Source organism: Streptomyces sp. NPDC036764 (assembly GCF_055609385.1).
On the sequence record NZ_JBVJPT010000002.1, the window covers coordinates 691,043 to 707,406 of the forward strand.

Genomic DNA, 16,364 nt, shown 5'->3' on the forward strand with positions numbered 1-16,364 from the left:
ACCCCTCGGTGTCACGCCGGCATCGGTTCGCGCTCCCGGTCCCGCTCCCGCCGCGCCCCACGGGTCTCCGTCACCGCGAGGCCCGCGACGGACCCGAGCATCAGCAGGGTGCCGACGAGGGTCGGGGCGGTCAGGTGCTCACCGAGCAGGACGACGGCCAGCACCGCCGCGCTGACCGGCTCCAGCAGCATGATCACGGAGACGGTGGCCGACCGTACGGCGGCGGCGCCGGCGAAGTAGAGGGCGTACGCCAGCGCCGTGGGGACGGCCGCGATGTACACCAGCAGCCAGCCGAGCCGGAGCGGATCGGCGGTGTGCGGCAGGAGCCCCTCGACGAGGGCGAGCGGCAGCAGGCACAGGCTGGTGACCGCGAAGGCCCACACGGACGTGTCGGCGGCGTCGGCCCCGCCGTCGCGGCCCCACTTGCGGGTCAGCAGCGTCATCACGCAGTACCCGGCGGCGGACACCAGCGCGAGCAGCACGCCCCACGGCCGTACGGTCGCGCCCTCGCCGCCGAGCGCGAGCACCGCGAGGCCGGTGAGCGCGCCGGCCACCGCCGCGACGCCGCCGCGGCCGAGCCGCTCCCCCAGCGTCAGCCGGGCGCCGAGCGCGATGAACACGGGCCCTGCGCCGAGGGTGACGACCGTGCCCACGGCGAGTCCGGTGGCCTCCACGGCCGCGAAGTAGGCCGTCTGGAACACGGCGAGCCCGATGCCCGTGGCCCCGGCCCGCAGCGCCTTGCGGGCGAGGGGCTCGGACACGGTGCGCCGAGGACGGGGACGCAGCAGGCGCACGGCGAGCAGCAGCACGAAGCCGACCGCGCAGCGCCAGAAGGAGAGGGCGATCGGCCCCATGTCACTGGTCCGGTAGACCAGGGAGGCGGCGGCGCCCGCGGTGCCCCATGCGGCACCGGCGATGATCAGGTAGATGAGGCCTCGCCCGATGGGCAGGCCAAAGACAGGTGTGTTCGACACGAGTGGTTCTCCGCAGACATGCAGAAGTGCTGGGAGGAGCCCGGTTCAGCGGGGTCCATGGACTTCGTCTGCGGGCAGCACCGTTGGGCCGTGCGGTGCGCGGGGTTCAGTTCCCGTCAGGCACCGAGGCTCGGCTTCCGGAGGCCCGCCTCAGGCGGCCGGAGGCGGGAGAACGAGTGTCGAAGGCATGATCACGCAGCCTAGGCGACGTTTCCGCGGGCGGACAACTCACGTTCGGGTCCTCCGCCGGCCACCGGTTCGGCGGACGTCTTGGCGGGCGCGGACGACTGCGCGATGAACGCCCCGGCGAGGACGACCGCGCCGCCGACGATCTGCGGCGCCGACAGGTGCTCGCCGAGCAGGAACCAGGCCAGCACGGTCGCTATCACCGCTTCGAGGCATGCCACGACACCGGCGACCTGCGGCGACAGCCGCCGTACCGAGACCACGCCGGTGACGTACGCGACGACCGTGGCGATGAGCACGATCCAGGCCAGCAGCAGGGCCGCCGCGACCGGGGTGCCGTTCATGCGGGCGGTGCCGGTGAGAACCGTCCAGTCCATGGTCCAGGGGCGGGCCACGACAGTCAGGACGGCGGCGCCGACCAGCAGGCCGTACGCGATGACGCCGAGCGGGTCGGGAGCCCGCTCGCCGGAGTCGCTGCCCCGGTCGGCGAGGACGAAGTAGCCGACCTGGCAGCAGGCGGCACCGAGCGCGAGGAGCAGGCCGAGGGCGTCGAAGCTCAGGCCGGCCCAGACCTCGACGACGCAGGCGAGACCGCCGACCGCGAGGACCACGCCGACGGCGGCCGCACGTGTCACCGGCCGCCGCTGCACGAACCGCACCCAGCCGAGGACCAGGGCGGGTGCCAGGTACTCGACGAGCAGGGCGACGCCGACCGGGATGCGGGAGATCGAGGCGAAGTAGAACGCCTGCACACCGGCCACACCGAACAGGCCGAACCCGGCGAGCAGGGCGGGACGGTCACGCAGCAGCGCGCGGTGGCGCACGGCGAGCGGCAGCATCACCAGCGCGGCGCCGGCCACGCGCAGCCACACCACGTGGAGCGGGTCGAGCCCCGCCTCGATCAGCGGCTTGGCCGCGACCCCGGAACCTCCGAAGGCGATCGCGGATCCGACCGCCAGACCGAGCCCGACACCCTTGCCGCGGCCCACCCGACCGCTCTCAGACTTACGCACCGGCACATGATGACAGGCGATGACAGCAGCGTCACCCCCATTGACACCTGTCTCGCGCTGTGGACGGTCGACGGGGCGGAACGGAGTGGAGAAGGGCACGGCTCACCCCGGTTCCGGAACCTGGGGGCAGGGGTCGCGCTAGTGGGCGGTCTCGCCGCCGCCGACGTACTCGTCGCGGTGTCCGTCGATGCGGTCGCGTACGGCGGTCGCGTCGATGCCGGCGCGGTCGAGCACCTCGACGGCGCGGGCCTGGGGGTCGACGACGATCGCGGCGAGCAGGTCGATGCCGCGGGCCTGGGTGTCACCGCGCAGGGTGGCGCGTCGGCAGGCGTCCTCCATCGCGCCCGCGGCCAGCGGGGAGAACCCCTCGCCGTGCATCACCACGGGGACGGCGCCGGAGTCCTCGACGGCACCCTGCCAGCGCAGGCCGTAGCCGATGCTGCGCTGCACGAGATAGCCGAGCAGACGGGCGATCTGGGGCCCCTCGCCGAAGACGGCGTACACATCCCGGTCGTGCTCCAGGAGTGAGTGCAGCAGATGGGCCGTGTCGATCTGCCGGTCCCCGTCCCTGAGCGCCCGGCGACGGGCACCGGAGACCACCGCTGCCAGTTCGTCACTGAGCCTGGCACCGTCCGCCGGGGTGTCCGGGCGCCGACAGTCCTGTTCCTGGGCCGACTGCCGGGGGATACGGGGTTGCACATCCCCCACCCCATCAGCCACAGCGAGCCGAGTCATCGGCGCGGGGAAGCATTTTCGCGTCCCACACAGAGTGGAGTCCGCAGGCCGAAATCTCCTCCTTACGGATGAGATCACGCCGAAAGCCCAGCAGGGGCGCGTGCCGCCTTGCAGTGCGCCCCGTACGCAACCGAGGGCGCCGCACAGCACGTCCCACAGGGGCATGGAGAGGTGCTGGCTGGTGGCGCTGCCCGCCGTCGACGGCAGGCAGTACGTCTACCGGGTGTACGCACCGGAGGACGCCCTGCTCGCCGACCTGTTCTGGGAGGCGTGGCACTGCCACGACGAGAGCGCGTTACCGCGGGCGTGGGACCTGTTCGACGCGGCGGTGATACGGCTCGTGGACTGAGCCCGCGGAGCGGATCCCAGGAGCAGGCCGCGCCTCCACAATTCCTGACGGTTCATCAGTATTGAATGTTCCGGCCCCTACGGCTACGTTCCGCGACACCGTAGCCCGAGACGAAGGGGTGGTCGCATGGCCGAAGTCAGCGCGGAGGCACGCATCGAGGCACCGGCCGAGAAGGTCTGGGCAGAGCTGACGGACTGGTCGGCGTACGGCCAGTGGAACGCGACCCACACCAGCTTCCCGAGCGGCGGCCCCGCCGTGCTCGAAGTGGGCGGGACCTTCCAGGAGAACATGAAGCTGATGGGCTTCCCGGCCGAGGTCGAGTGGACCATCGAGGAGCTGCAGCCGGCACGGGTGCTCGCGATCCGCGGCAAGGGCCCGATGGCCGTGACCGTGGCCACGCGGTACACCCTCACCCCGGACGGCGACACCGCGACGGCGGTGCGCATCGACGGGGAGTTCACGGGCGCGGCGGTGTCGCTGATGGCAGGCAAGCTGAAGGACTCGGCGACGGCGGCGCTGAACGAGTCGCTGCGCAAGCTGGCGGGACTGGTGACCTGAGTGGCCTTCGCCGTACGGACGAAGGCGCCCCGCGGATCGCTCCGCGGGGCGCCTTCACTCATGGCGGGGAGGCCGCCGGCGCTTCTCAGTCCTCGTCGGCGAGGATCAGGTACAGCTTCTTGCGGGCGTCGTTGATGACGGCCAGCGCCTTGTCGCGCTGATCCTTGCTGCCCGTCTTCCAGACCTGCCCGAAGGCCTCCATCAGACCGAATCCGGCCTGCCGGATCTCACCGAGGGCCTCCCAGTCGACACCGCGGGAGGCTTCCTCCCAGGGCGCCTCGGGACCGGCCTCGGCCGCCTCAGCGCCCGCCTCGGTGAGCGAGAACAGCTTCTTGCCGCCCTCGCTCTCGCTGGTGATCAGGCCCTCGTCCTCCAGCAGTTGGAGGGTGGGGTACACCGAGCCGGGGCTGGGCTTCCACGCCCCGCCGCTGCGCTCGGCGATCTCCTGGATCATCTCGTATCCGTGCATGGGGCGGTCCTTCAGCAGGGCGAGGATCGATGCCCGTACGTCACCGCGCCGCGCCCTCCCTCGAGGCCCTCCTCGCCCCCTCGGCCCCCAGGGGCCGGGCCCGAATCCGGGTCCGCCGAAACCGGGGCCGCCGCCGGGGCCGAAGGGCCCGAAGGCGCCGCGAAGCTGCTCGAAGCCACCTCGGCCGTGATGACCGTGTCCACCATGCCCACGCTCGAATCCATGGGAACGCATCGCAATCACTCCATTCCATCGTTGATCTGTCGCGATGCGTCAACGATATATCGGAACTGTTCGGATGACAACAGACCCACCACTGATCGAGTACGGGGCGTGCCGGATCGGTCCAGCACCCCCGAATTGGCCTTGGCCGTGGCCTGCGTGCACCCCCTACGGTCGGCGTCATGCGGATTCGAATCGTCGACGCCTTCTCCGACCGTCCCTTCGCCGGCAACCCGGCCGGGGTCCTGCTTCTCGACTCGTTCCCGGAGGACGACTGGCTCCAGAACGTGGCCATGGAGGTCAATCACGCCGAGACGGCGTTCGCGCACCCGTTGCCCGAGGGCGGGGAGGCCGACTGGGCGTTGCGGTGGTTCACGCCGCTCACCGAGGTGACGATGTGCGGGCACGCCACGCTCGCCACGGCCCACGTGCTGCACAGCACCGGCGTCCACGAGGGGCCCGTGCGGTTCGACACCCTCAGTGGCGTGCTCGTCGCCACGCCCGGGGACGACGGGTCGATCACGCTGGACTTCCCGACCGCCCTGCTCACCGCGGTCGAGGCCCCGGAGGGTGTCGCCGAGGCGCTCGGCGCCGAGCCGCTCGCCACCTTCGACACCGGCCCGAACATCGGCGACCTGCTCCTGGAACTCGCCGACGAGAAGACGGTCCTCGCGCTGAGGCCGGACCACAGGGCACTCGGCGCCTACTCGTCGCGCGGCATCATCGCCACCGCCCGCGCCGAGGACCCCGCCCGCGGCTACGACTTCGTCTCCCGTTGCTTCTTCCCGAACGTCGGCATCGACGAGGACCCGGTCACCGGCAGCGCTCACACAGCCCTCGCCCCCTACTGGTCCGAGCGCCTCGGCCGGACCGGGCTCACCGGCCTCCAGGCGTCCCGCCGCCCCGGCCGCGTGCGCACCGACGTGCGCGGCGACCGCACACTGCTGACCGGACGGGCCGTGACCGTGATCGAGGGGGAGCTGATCGCGTAGTACCGCGGCTCAGCACGGCGAAGGGGGCGTACGACTGTCTCGTACGCCCCCTTCGGCCGCCCCGCAGGCCCCTTCGGGGTCGGTCACGCCGTCGGCAGCCAGTCCACCTTCCCGGCCAGCAGCGCATAACCGACGAACGCCCCTATGTCCAGCAGGGAATGCGCCACGACCAGCGGCCCCACCCGGCCCCACCGCCGGTACAGATAGACGAACACCACGCCCATCGCCATGTTGCCGAGGAAGCCGCCGATGCCCTGGTAGAGGTGGTACGAGCCGCGCAGTACGGAACTGGCCACCAGCGCGGTGCCGGGGGTCCAGCCCAACTGGCCCAGGCGGCGCAGCAGATAGCCGACGACGATGACCTCTTCCAGGATCGCGTTCTGCAGCGCGGAGAGGATCAGTACGGGGTACTTCCACCACACGTCGGGAAGCGCCTCGGGGACGACGGTGAGGTTGAAGCCGAGCCCGCGGGCAGCCAGGTAGAAGGCGATTCCGGTGCTGCCGATCACCGCGGCGATGGCCGCCCCGCGACCGAGGTCGGGCCAGGGGCGGGTGCGGTCGAAGCCGAGGGTGCGCAGGCTCTGACCCTCGCGCATGAGGAAGTGGGCGACCAGGGCGACGGGCACCAGCGCGGTGGTGATCCCGAAGAGCTGCCAGGCGAGATCCAGCCAGGGACGCCCGGGCGCGGCCGAGGCGTTGAGGGTGGCGGCCTGGTCCTTGAGGCCGCCCGGTTTGGTGACGGAGCCGACAAAACTGATCAGGGCGGACACACCGCTCGCACCGAGCGAAAGCCCCAGAACGAGCAGCGTCTCGTCCCGGAAAATCCGTCGCGAGAGCCGCTCATGAGGAAAAGAATCGGCCACGGGGCCTGCCTCGCCCTGCACTCCTGCCTCCAGTTGTGTAATCCCGCCTCATCCTCATCGCCGCCCCGCTAGGGTCTCGAAAGCAGTTACGAAGACCGTGCGCGACAGGCCGTTGGGGGGACGGGCGCCGTACGGGGCGTACCGCCCCCTCTGCCTGCCATACGGCCGGACTCCGGCGCGTGGTTCAGCAGGGCAACAGGGAGGGGCACGACCCACATGGGACGTCACAGCTTGCCCGATCAGTATGGGGCGGGCGGCAGCGACCCCCGTCGACGCGCAAGACGCCGCACGGTGGCCATCGCCACGGCCCTCGTCCTCGCCGTCGCCGGCGGTACGGCCGCCGCCGTCAAAGGCGGACTGCTCTCCTTCGGCTCCTCCTGCCAGGACGACCCGGTGCGGCTGACCGTGGCCGCCTCCCCCGACCTGGCCCCCGCCCTGGAGACCGCCGCCGAACAGGCGCGCGACGACGACCTCACCTCCGACGGGCGGTGCGTCGCCGTCACGGTCAGCGCACGCGAGTCGTACAAGGTCGCCGACGCCCTCCTCGCGGGCGAGGACCCCGGCGCCGAGGTGTGGGTGCCGGACTCGGAGGTGTGGCTGGAGCGGCTCAGCACGGACGGCGACACGGCCGACGTCTCCACGGTCGGCCACGTCGCCTCCAGTCCGGTGGGCGTGGCGATGGTGCCGACGGCCGCGAAGTCGCTGGGGTGGCCGAAGAAGTCGTACGGCTGGCTGGAGCTGGCCGGTGCCGCCCTGCGCGACGACTCGCTGCGGCTCGGCGCGGCCGATCCCGCGCGCAGCGCGACCGGGCTGCTCGCGCTCACCCGGCTGAGCGCGGCCTCCGCCGGGATCGAGGGCGGGGACACGCAGACCGCGGCGATGATGAAGGCGCTCTCGCAGCGCGTCTCCGACGGTGACGGCCAGGTCCTGGACACACTGCCGCGGGACTCCTCCGGCGCCGAGCAGGGCAACCCGAAGCGCAATCAGGCGCTCGTCGTCAGCGAGCAGACGGCTCACATGTACAACTCCGCGGTGGACGGCGCGGGCGGCGGCCTGGACTTCTTCTACCCGAAGGACGGTTCGCCCCGGCTGGACTACCCGTACACGCTGCTCACCCAGACCGGGCTGACGACCGACGAGAGCCGGGCCGCGATCCGGTTCATGAGCTATCTGCGTGACGCACGGCAACTGCGGCTGCTGGAGCGGCACGGCTTCCGGACGTCCGACGAGGCGGTGCCGGACGCGCTGGTGACCCGGGCCGGCGGCAGCAGCCCGCAACCGTACGCGAAGCCCGCGGCCCGGCCGGCCTCGGCGGTGGCGCTCCAGCAGACTCTCGGGGTGTGGACGATCACCGTGCAGAGCGCGCGGATCACCACGGTCGTGGACGCCTCCGCCTCCATGTCCGAGACGGTCCCGGGCACCGGGCGGTCACGGATGGACGTGACCAAGGCGTCGCTGCTCCAGGCTCTGACCACCTTCACGGCCGAGGACGAGGTCGGGCTGTGGGACTTCGCCACCGAGCTGGACGGCGAGAAGGACTACCGCGTCCGCGTGCCGACCCGGCGGCTCGGCGACCGCGAGGGCGCGGGAAGCCAGCGCGACCGGCTGTCGGCGGCGTTCGGCGACCTGGCGCCGGTGCCGGACGGCGCGACCGGCCTGTACGACACCACGCTCGCCGCGTACCGTGCCGCGACGGACTCCTACGCCGAGGGCAAGTTCAACGCCCTGGTCATCCTCACCGACGGGGTGAACGAGGACCCGGGCAGCGTCTCGCGCGCCGAACTCATCGCCAAGCTGGAGCGCCTGGCCGACCCCGAGCGCCATGTGCCCCTCATCATGATCGCCGTCGGCCCCGACGCCGACCGCGGCGAGGCCAACCGCATCGCCGAGGCCACGGGCGGGTCGGGCCACGAGGTGACGGACCCGGCACAGATCCACACGGTGATCCTCAAGGCGATCGTGGACGCGGCGTCACCGGACCGGCGGGGCTGACGGGCACGCCTCGCACCTCCACGACGGGGAGCTCCCGCACCGCTCCACGCGGCGCGGGGACCTCCCGCACCGCTCCACGCGGCCCTCACCCCAGCGGCACCGGCTCCAGCAGCCCCACCGGCCAGGTGTGCACCGGATCGCCGCGGTGCATCAGCTCGCGGTAGCGGCGTGTCGTGGCGGCCAGCGCCGCGTCCCGGGTCATGCCCGACTCCAGTGCGCGGTGGAAGGTGGCCGCCTGCCAGGACGCGCCGTTCATGCGCCTGCGGCAGCGCTCCTCGATGACGCCGAGATAGAGGTCCCGGTCGGCCCGCTCGACCCCCCACGCGTCGAGGCCGGCCTCGGCGAGCGGCAGGAGTTCGTCGCGTACCAGGCTCACCGCGTCGACCTCGGCCGTCCCGCCGTACCGTCCGCGCCGGGGCCAGTTCAGCCGGGCATCGATGCCATGCTCGCACGCCGCGTCGAAGTTGGCGGCCGCCGCCTCGAAGGGCATCCGGGTCCACACCGGCCGCGACTCCTCGGCGAGGGCGCGGACGACGCCGTAGTAGAAGGCCGCGTTGGCGATGACGTCGGTGACGGTCGGCCCGGCGGGCAGCACGCGGTTCTCCACGCGCAGGTGCGGGACGCCGTCGGCGATGCCGTAGACCGGCCGGTTCCAGCGGTACACGGTGCCGTTGTGCAGGACGAGTTCGGCGAGTTTCGGGACACCGCCGGAGTCGAGGACGTCGAGCGGGTCCTCGTCGTCGCAGATCGGCAGCAGGGCCGGGAAGTAGCGCAGGTTCTCCTCGAAGAGGTCGTACGCCGAGCTGACCCACCGTTCCCCGAACCAGGTGCGCGGCCGCACGCCCTGGGCCTGGAGCTCGGGCGGGCGGGTGTCGGTGGACTGCTGGAACAGCGGCGGGCGCGACTCGCGCCACAGCTCACGCCCGAACAGGAAGGGCGAGTTGGCGCCGATGGCGACCTGCACGGCGGCGACCGCCTGGGCCGCGTTCCAGACGTCGGCGAAGCGGCCCGGCGTGACCTGGAGATGCAGTTGCACGGAGGTGCAGGCGGCCTCCGGGGCGATGGACTTCGACGTGCACGTCAGACGCTCCACGCCGTCGATGTCGAGCATGAAGTCCTCGCCGCGGGCCGCCACGATCTGATCGTTGAGCAGGGCGTAGCGATCCACGTCGGAGAGGTTCGAGGAGACCAGGTCGTCCCGGTCGAGCGTCGGCAGAATGCCGATCATCACGATTCCCGCGTCGACCTCGCCCGCTTTTCGATCGGCATATGCCAGCGACGTGCGGAGTTCCTCGGCGAGCTGATCGAATACCCGCCCCTGCAATCGGTGTGGAGCTATGTTCACTTCCAGATTGAACATGGCGAGTTCTGTTTGGAAATCGCGGCTCGCGATCCTCTCCAGTACCTGCGCATTCAACATTCGCGGCATGCCGTCGGCGCCAGCGAGGTTCAATTCGATCTCCAGCCCCATGAGGTTCTTGGGGCGGTCGAACCGCTTCTCCGCCAGCAGCCGCTCCAGGCCCGTCAGACACTGCCGCAGCTTCTCGCGGTAGCGCTGGCGATCGGACAGATCGAACCGACCTGCCACGACCTTCTCCCCCATCGAAGCTTCCCTCCTCGGATGGGCGGGCCGCAGATCCGGCCGCCGGTCTCCCGGGTCAGGTGGGATGATGCCCAGCCGAAGCGATCGATAACGTCCCGCGCGAACCCTGTGCCCGCTACTCTGTCGGATGTGACCGGTGGCACATTCAGCGGGCATGGTGCACTGTGCAGTTTCCGGCGGCTCACGAACTCGTGAAAAACGCCGACGAGAATTGGCCGTCCGCACGTATGGCATTTTTCGAGGTCACCGCCCGGACAGCGGTCGGGAATCGGGATGATTCCCGCATATCAGCGGCTGATTGACTCCTTGCCGGGTGCACCGAAACCGGTTAGACGAAACACCGTCTGAACACTCTTCGTATAAACTCCGCAATCAAGGCAGAGGGTTGGCGCCCGCGGTCCCGGTCCTGCCGTCCAGGTGACGTGCGGCAGGCCTCACCCATCCCCCTTGGCTCCCAGACCCCGGCCCCCGCCTCTCTGACCTCGTGAGCTGACAGCGCCGTCCGCCCCGCCACGCCCTCGCGCCACCGTGCCTGTCGAATGAGAGGCGACCCACCATGCCGCTGCATGTCCCCCCGGCTCCCGCGCCCGCACTTCGCTCCGTCCTCACCGCACTCGGCTCACCCACCGCCGTCAGCGAGGCCCGAACACCCTCGCTGCGCGCCGCCCAGGGGCCCGCCACTCCCGAACTGCCGTTGCCCGTCCATGTCCTGGACGAGATCACCCCGGCGGGCGTGTCCGCGACACGGCTGGCCGGCTGGCGCTTCCTGATCCGGTGCGGGGAGCGCGCGGTGGCGGCGGCCGAGACGCGGCTGACCCCCGACGGCTGGACCTTCTCGCACTTCTTCGAGGGCCCCTACATCGCCTCGACCGAGCGGGCACTGCGCCAGGCGGAGACGATCGCGCAGCCCTGCCAGCCGCGCCTGCTGTCGATCCCGAGCCTCTACATGCTCGCCCTCTGGCTGCACGGCGACTGCGCGGCGGACGGCGCCACGGGCCATCCGCACGCCACGGACATCCTCGTGCCGCTGGCCCCGGCGCCGCCCGGCATCGCGGCCCATGTGCCGCACCGGGTCGCCGAACTGCTCCCGGTGCTCACCCTTCGCGCGACCCCGGCCCCGCTGCCACCACTGCCACCACTGCTCGGCTCCCCCGCCTGACGGCACCCCCGCGCGAGCGCCCGTGTACCCCGCCGCCCATTCCGGGTGGCGGGGTACACGTCTTTCCTGAGGTGGGATTAGGCTCGTATCGGACAACAGGAATCACGAATCACGCGCGTATGAGCCATGAATAACTCGTACGAGCAAGAAAGCGCTCGAATGAGCCCCTCGGGCGCTCCGGCCCGTACGGACTAGCCCCATCCGACCACTGCGAACCACCCGAAGTGACAGTGCAGTTGGGATGAACCATCCGCGCGGGTGAAGCGTCATCAACCTGTGAGAAAGCGGTGCTGCGAAATCCCTGCGGATTGACGCTCGTGGGGCAACACTGGGTTCCGACCGACTTATCACAACGGGGGAGCGGCCATGAACGAAGCTTCACGCCGCGAGACAGACAAAACGTCCATCTCACAGATCACAACAGACCGAGAGATCCCATCCATGTGCCAGCACCAGCCACCGTGCCCCTCAGCCGACTCCGCCGACCGGGAATCCGCCCGTCTCGTGGCGCACCACCCGGAGCAGGGATGGAGCCTGCTGTGCAACGGCGTTCTGCTCTTCGAGGACACCGGTGAGCTCCTGCCCGACGGCCAGATCATCGCCCCGCACCGTCCAGTGGGCACCGGCAAGGTGATGACCGCCGCGTAGCACCCCCGCCGGCGGGCCACGCCGGTGAGGACCCGCACCACCGGGCGGCACGACGGACGCCCGGCGTACTCCCAGGGGCCGGTCGCAGACCCTGACTGCGAGCCGGCCCCGATGTGTGTCCGGGGGCGATCACGCACGGTAGTGCGCCGTGTGTCCCGGGCGACCCTCGTACGGACGCCCGGGACACGACGGCAGCGGTGGCTACCTCAGCGCCTGACGCAGCGCGAAGTAGGCGGGCTTCGGCCGCAGTTCCTCGTCCCAGGGCAGGGCCGCGCCCTCGCCCGGGAAGAACGCCGGGATCCAGGAGTACTTGTCCGTGTAGTCCCAGACCGTGATCCCCACACATCGGCGCACCGCCAGGCACGCCTCGGTCATGTCGCGGTACCAGTCGGCCTGCTGGGCCAGCTTCTCCTCGGTGGCGGGCAACTGCATCCGTACGTCGACCTCGGTGAGCGCCGTGTCCAGGCCGAGCCGGGCGAAGCGGCGGAGGTTGTCCTCCAACGTGGCCGGATAGCCGTACTGCAGCGCCAGATGGGTCTGGAGGCCGAAGCCGTGCAGCGGGACGCCCTGCGCCTTCAGCTCCTTGGCCAGATTGTGGTAGGCGTCGCTCTTCGGGCCGGTGGCCTCGACGTTGTAGTCGTTGAGGTACAGCTTGGCCCTGGGGTCGGCCTGGTGGGCCCAGCGCAGGGCGTCGGCGATGTAGCCGGGGCCGAGCGTCTTGTAGAAGATCGTCTCCCGGTACGTGCCGTCCTCGTTGAACGCCTCGTTGACGACGTCCCAGGCGTAGATCTTGCCGCGGTAGTGCCGCACCTCGGTCTGGATGTGCTTCTTCAGCACGGCCCGCAGCTCGGGTGCCGTCCATTCACGGCCGGTCAGCCAGTCCGGCAACTGGCTGTGCCAGACGAGCGTGTGGCCGCGCACCTTCTGGTGGTTGGCGCGGGCGAGGGCCACGATCTCGTCGCCCGCGGTGAAGTCGAAGACGCCCTGCTGGGGTTCGGTGGCGTACCACTTCATGCCGTTGCCGGGCGTGATCTGGTCGAACTCGCTGCCGAGGAGTGCCGTGTACGGCTCGTCGACGAGTTCGGGGTTGTCGGTCGCGCTGCCGAAGTAGCGGCCGTGGCGCTCGGCGAGGTCGGCGAGGGTGGGCGGCCGCGTGTCGTGGGCCTGTGCGGCCGGGACGGTCGCTGCGACCAGGACGGCGGCGAGGGCGCCGACGAGTCTGAGACGGTTCTTGCGCATGGTGCGACTCCTCACGTTGCGGATGTGTGGGTAGCCGTACGTCCGTCCGGGCGCGTCACCCCTTGGTCGCGCCGGCGGTGAGGCCGCCGACGAGCTGGCGTTCGGCGACCGAGTAGAAGGCGAGGGCGGGGACCATGGCCAGCACCAGGTAGGCGAAGACGCGGGCGTAGTCCGCGGAGTACTGGCCCTGGTACTGCTGGACGCCGATGGGGATGGTCCACCACGTGGAGTCGGTGAACACCAGCAGCGGCAGGAAGAAGTTGTTCCAGCTCGTGACCACGGCGAGGACCGAGACAGTGCCCAGCGCCGGCCGTGCCATGGGCAGCAGCACCCGCCAGAAGAACCCGAAGGAACTGCATCCGTCGAGCGTGGCCGCCTCTTCCAGCTCGCCGGGGATCTCCCGGAAGAAGCCGCGCAGGATGATGATGGTCATCGGCAGCCCGAACGCGGCCTGCGGGAGGATCACACCGAGCGGGTTGTCCAGCAGGCCCAGGGAGCGCAGCAGCAGGAACAGGGGCAGGGCGGCCACCGCGAAGGGGAACATCAGCCCCATGGTGAACACGGTGAACAGCGCCTCCCGCCCGCGGAAGGCGAAGCGCGCGAAGGAGAACGCCGACAGCGCGGAGACGGCCACGACCAGGACGGTCGTACCGATGGCGATCAGGGTGCTGTTTCCGATCAGCCGCCAGAAGTCCCAGGAGCCGAGGATCTCCGTGTAGTTGCCGGTCACCCAGGACTCCGGCAGTCCGACCGGGTTGCGGGAGAGCTCGTCGGTGGACTTGAAGCCTGACAGCACGGCGTACAGCAGCGGCACCACCATCACCGCGCCTACCACCAGGAGGATGACGTGCAGCGGCAGGCTCTTGCCCTTCGCGCTGCCGGACCTGGCCGTCACTTGGCGCCTCCCCGCATCGTCGTGGTGGCTCCTTGGAGATCGCGGCGGAGCACGAACCGCTGGTAGGCGAGGGCGAAGACGAGGCTGATGCCGAACATGGCCACGCTGATCGCGCTGGCATAGCCGACCTGGTAGCGCTTGAAGCCGTACTGGAACATGGTCACGGCCATCGTCTCGGAGTGGTGGTCGGGGCCACCCGCGGTGGTCACCCAGACCAGGTCGAAGAGCTGGATCGCCCCGATCACGGACAGGAACACGCTGATCCTGAGGGTGGGCGCGAGCAGCGGCAGGGTGACACTGCGGAAGCGCTGCCAGGCGTTCGCACCGTCGATCAGCGCGGCCTCGGTCAACTCCCGGGGGATGGACTGGAGTCCGGCCAGGTACAGCATCATGTGGAAGCCGAAGTACTTCCAGATCATGACCAGGAAGAGGGTGGCCATGACGTTCGACGGGTCGGCGAACCACTCGCCGCCGAGCCCGTCGAGGCCGATGCCGCCGAGGATCTGGTCGGCGAGGCCGTCGTCGGGGGCGAAGATCATGCCGAACAGGACACCGGTGATGGCCTCGGACAGGACGTACGGCCCGAAGAAGAGCATCCGGTAGAAGGCCCGCCCGCGCAGCCTCTGGTTGAGCAGGACGGCCATGGCGAGCGCGAACGGCAACTGGATCGCGAGCGACAGCAGGACGAGGACCAGACAGCGCCACAGGTCCCCGAGGAAGACGGGGTCCTCGAAGAGGCGGGTGAAGTTGTCGCCGCCGATGTACTCGGACGGCATCCCGAAGCCGCCCCAGCGGAAGAACGCCGCGTACAGCGCGAACAGCATCGGCAGCAGCACCAGGACGAGGAACAGCACGAGGGCGGGCACCTGGAAGCCGACCGCGGTGAACCACTGCGTCATGCGCCGCCGGGCCCGCCCCCGGGCCGCGCCGGTGGACGGGGGCGGGGGTTCGACGCCGGGGCCGGTGCGCTTGTCCGGCAGGAACGTGGAGGTCATCGCCGGCTACTGCTCTTCCTTCGAGGTCTTCGTGATCGACTCGGCGACCTGCTGCGGGGACTTGGACCCGGCGATGAGCGCGCCGACGCTGTCGTTGACCTCCTGGCCGACGGCGGGGGCGTACGCCTGGTCGAGATAGAGCTGGAAGCCGGTGGCGGCCTTCAACTGTGCCTGTACGGCCTTGATGTTGGGGTCGGTCATGGCGCTCTCGGCGGCCGGGACGACCGGGATGGCGCTGGTCTTCTTGACCAGCTCCACGTCCGTCGCCTCGGAGGCGAAGAACTTCAGGAAGTCGACGGCGGCCTGCGGGGCTCCGCTGCGCAGGGCGTGTCCGCCGCCTCCGCCGAACACCTCGGTGATCACGCCCTTGCCGCCCTCGACCGCGGGGAACGGGAAGAAGCCGAGGTCCTTGCCGAGGCCCTTGCCGGCGTCGGCCTGGACGACCGGGGCCCACTGGCCCATGAGCTCCATCGCCGCCTTGCCGTTGCCGACGGCCGCGGCCTGGCCGGTGGGGCTGGAGTAGGCGGCGCCGAGGTAGCCCTTCTGGAACGGCTGGAGATCGACGAGCTCCTGGAGGTGCTGTCCGGCCTGGACGAACGGGTCGCCGGTGAAGTCCTTGTCGTCGTACGCCTTCTGGAGGGCGGAGGCGCCGGCGGTGCGCATCGAGAGGTAGGCCCAGTAGTACATGCCGGGCCACTTCTCCTTGCCCGCGAGGGCGAGCGGGGTGATGTTCTTGGCCTTCAGCTTCCGTACGGCGTCGAGGAAGCCGCTCCAGGTGGTCGGCGGCTCGGTGATGCCCGCGTCCTTGAAGAGCGCCTTGTTGTACCAGAAGCCGATCATGCCGATGTCGAACGGTATGCCGTACGACTTCTCGTCGATGAGGTACGGCTCCCTCGCGACCGGCAGCAGGCCCTCGGCGAAGTCCTTGGTGCGGTCGGTGAGGTCCTCGACGAGACCGGCGTCGACCTGCTGCTTCAGGACGCCGCCGCCCCAGGTGTGGAAGATGTCGGGGAGCTTCCCGGAGGCGGTCAGTGCCGTCATCTTCGACTTGTAGGCGTCGTTCTCGAGCTGGACGATCTTCACCTTGACCTTGGGGTTCTGAGCCTCGAACTTCTTGGCCAGCGCCGCCCAGACGCTCTTGGTCGGCTCGGTGGTGGAGATGTTCCACCACTCGATGGTGGTCGTGCCGTCCGACGACCCTCCGTCCGAGTCGCCGCCGCAACCGCTCAGTGCCGTCATGCCCACACCGGCCGCGGCGGAGGCCGCGAGGAAGCCGCGGCGGGACAGTCCCGGGTCGCCCATGATGCGCTCCTTGGGTACGGGACGGTCCGTCCATGACCGTCCGCTGGATCGAAAGTTTCGGAACCAATCCAGAAAGCTTCGTTGTTGCCGCACCCTAGAGACAGCTTCCAAACGGTGGCAACCCCTTGTACGCAGTGAATCTGCCGCCAATCGTCGCGGCGGGGGCGCCT

The 16,364-nt window shown here is 70.3% G+C and carries 16 protein-coding genes; 6 read left to right on the forward strand and 10 right to left on the reverse strand.

Annotated elements, in window-relative coordinates; translation table 11 throughout:
* Positions 1-11 precede the first annotated feature (11 nt).
* The 3 genes from ACZ69Q_RS14650 to ACZ69Q_RS14660 form a co-directional block, all read right to left on the reverse strand.
* Positions 12-974, reverse strand: a complete 963-nt coding sequence (locus ACZ69Q_RS14650; protein WP_471041457.1) for a DMT family transporter — start codon at positions 972-974, stop codon at positions 12-14.
* A 200-nt stretch (positions 975-1,174) separates the two neighbouring features.
* On the reverse strand, positions 1,175-2,179 hold the full coding sequence (locus ACZ69Q_RS14655; RefSeq protein WP_471041459.1) for an EamA family transporter: 1,005 nt from the start codon (positions 2,177-2,179) through the stop codon (positions 1,175-1,177).
* Between the two features lie 132 nt (positions 2,180-2,311).
* Complete coding sequence (locus ACZ69Q_RS14660; RefSeq protein WP_471041461.1) at positions 2,312-2,872, reverse strand: peptidase; 561 nt, start codon at positions 2,870-2,872, stop codon at positions 2,312-2,314.
* A 217-nt stretch (positions 2,873-3,089) separates the two neighbouring features.
* Here ACZ69Q_RS14660 and ACZ69Q_RS14665 point away from each other — a divergent pair, with 217 nt between their 5' ends.
* Together ACZ69Q_RS14665 and ACZ69Q_RS14670 are read left to right on the forward strand one after the other, a co-directional pair.
* The gene (locus tag ACZ69Q_RS14665; RefSeq protein WP_471041463.1) at positions 3,090-3,257 is read left to right on the forward strand and encodes a hypothetical protein; all 168 of its coding nucleotides are present in this window, start codon (positions 3,090-3,092) and stop codon (positions 3,255-3,257) included.
* Between the two features lie 126 nt (positions 3,258-3,383).
* Entirely contained in the window at positions 3,384-3,815 is a 432-nt protein-coding gene (locus tag ACZ69Q_RS14670) for a type II toxin-antitoxin system Rv0910 family toxin (RefSeq protein ID WP_471041465.1), read from the forward strand.
* A gap of 85 nt (positions 3,816-3,900) precedes the next feature.
* Here ACZ69Q_RS14670 and ACZ69Q_RS14675 read toward each other — a convergent pair whose 3' ends face one another.
* A complete protein-coding gene (locus tag ACZ69Q_RS14675) occupies positions 3,901-4,518 on the reverse strand; it encodes a PadR family transcriptional regulator (RefSeq protein WP_471041467.1) in 618 nt (205 codons plus the stop codon).
* Positions 4,519-4,688: 170 nt separating this feature from the next.
* On the opposite strand from ACZ69Q_RS14675, the gene ACZ69Q_RS14680 reads away from it, so the two are divergent.
* A complete protein-coding gene (locus ACZ69Q_RS14680; RefSeq protein ID WP_471041468.1) occupies positions 4,689-5,498 on the forward strand; it encodes a PhzF family phenazine biosynthesis protein in 810 nt (269 codons plus the stop codon).
* An 83-nt stretch (positions 5,499-5,581) separates the two neighbouring features.
* Here the strand turns inward: ACZ69Q_RS14680 and ACZ69Q_RS14685 are convergent, their stop codons facing one another.
* Complete coding sequence (locus ACZ69Q_RS14685) at positions 5,582-6,382, reverse strand: CPBP family intramembrane glutamic endopeptidase (protein WP_471041469.1); 801 nt, start codon at positions 6,380-6,382, stop codon at positions 5,582-5,584.
* A gap of 195 nt (positions 6,383-6,577) precedes the next feature.
* Here ACZ69Q_RS14685 and ACZ69Q_RS14690 point away from each other — a divergent pair, with 195 nt between their 5' ends.
* Entirely contained in the window at positions 6,578-8,353 is a 1,776-nt protein-coding gene (locus ACZ69Q_RS14690) for a substrate-binding and VWA domain-containing protein (RefSeq protein ID WP_471041471.1), read from the forward strand.
* 85 nt (positions 8,354-8,438) lie between these two features.
* Here ACZ69Q_RS14690 and ACZ69Q_RS14695 read toward each other — a convergent pair whose 3' ends face one another.
* On the reverse strand, positions 8,439-9,956 hold the full coding sequence (locus ACZ69Q_RS14695) for a glutamate-cysteine ligase family protein (protein WP_471041472.1): 1,518 nt from the start codon (positions 9,954-9,956) through the stop codon (positions 8,439-8,441).
* A gap of 556 nt (positions 9,957-10,512) precedes the next feature.
* Between ACZ69Q_RS14695 and ACZ69Q_RS14700 the strand changes: the two genes are divergently transcribed.
* Both ACZ69Q_RS14700 and ACZ69Q_RS14705 read left to right on the forward strand, forming a co-directional pair.
* Positions 10,513-11,115 (forward strand): hypothetical protein, encoded by a 603-nt coding sequence (locus tag ACZ69Q_RS14700; protein ID WP_471041474.1) that lies wholly within the window; start codon positions 10,513-10,515, stop codon positions 11,113-11,115.
* A 441-nt stretch (positions 11,116-11,556) separates the two neighbouring features.
* A complete protein-coding gene (locus tag ACZ69Q_RS14705; protein WP_330353131.1) occupies positions 11,557-11,763 on the forward strand; it encodes a DUF5999 family protein in 207 nt (68 codons plus the stop codon).
* A gap of 201 nt (positions 11,764-11,964) precedes the next feature.
* Here ACZ69Q_RS14705 and ACZ69Q_RS14710 read toward each other — a convergent pair whose 3' ends face one another.
* From ACZ69Q_RS14710 to ACZ69Q_RS14725, 4 genes are all read right to left on the reverse strand, one after another.
* Positions 11,965-13,002, reverse strand: a complete 1,038-nt coding sequence (locus ACZ69Q_RS14710; RefSeq protein ID WP_471041476.1) for an endo-1,4-beta-xylanase — start codon at positions 13,000-13,002, stop codon at positions 11,965-11,967.
* A gap of 55 nt (positions 13,003-13,057) precedes the next feature.
* Positions 13,058-13,822, reverse strand: a complete 765-nt coding sequence (locus tag ACZ69Q_RS14715) for a carbohydrate ABC transporter permease (RefSeq protein ID WP_471041556.1) — start codon at positions 13,820-13,822, stop codon at positions 13,058-13,060.
* 71 nt (positions 13,823-13,893) lie between these two features.
* Entirely contained in the window at positions 13,894-14,892 is a 999-nt protein-coding gene (locus ACZ69Q_RS14720) for a carbohydrate ABC transporter permease (RefSeq protein ID WP_471041478.1), read from the reverse strand.
* Positions 14,893-14,898: 6 nt separating this feature from the next.
* A complete protein-coding gene (locus ACZ69Q_RS14725; protein WP_471041479.1) occupies positions 14,899-16,194 on the reverse strand; it encodes an extracellular solute-binding protein in 1,296 nt (431 codons plus the stop codon).
* Between the last annotated feature and the right edge of the window lie 170 nt (positions 16,195-16,364).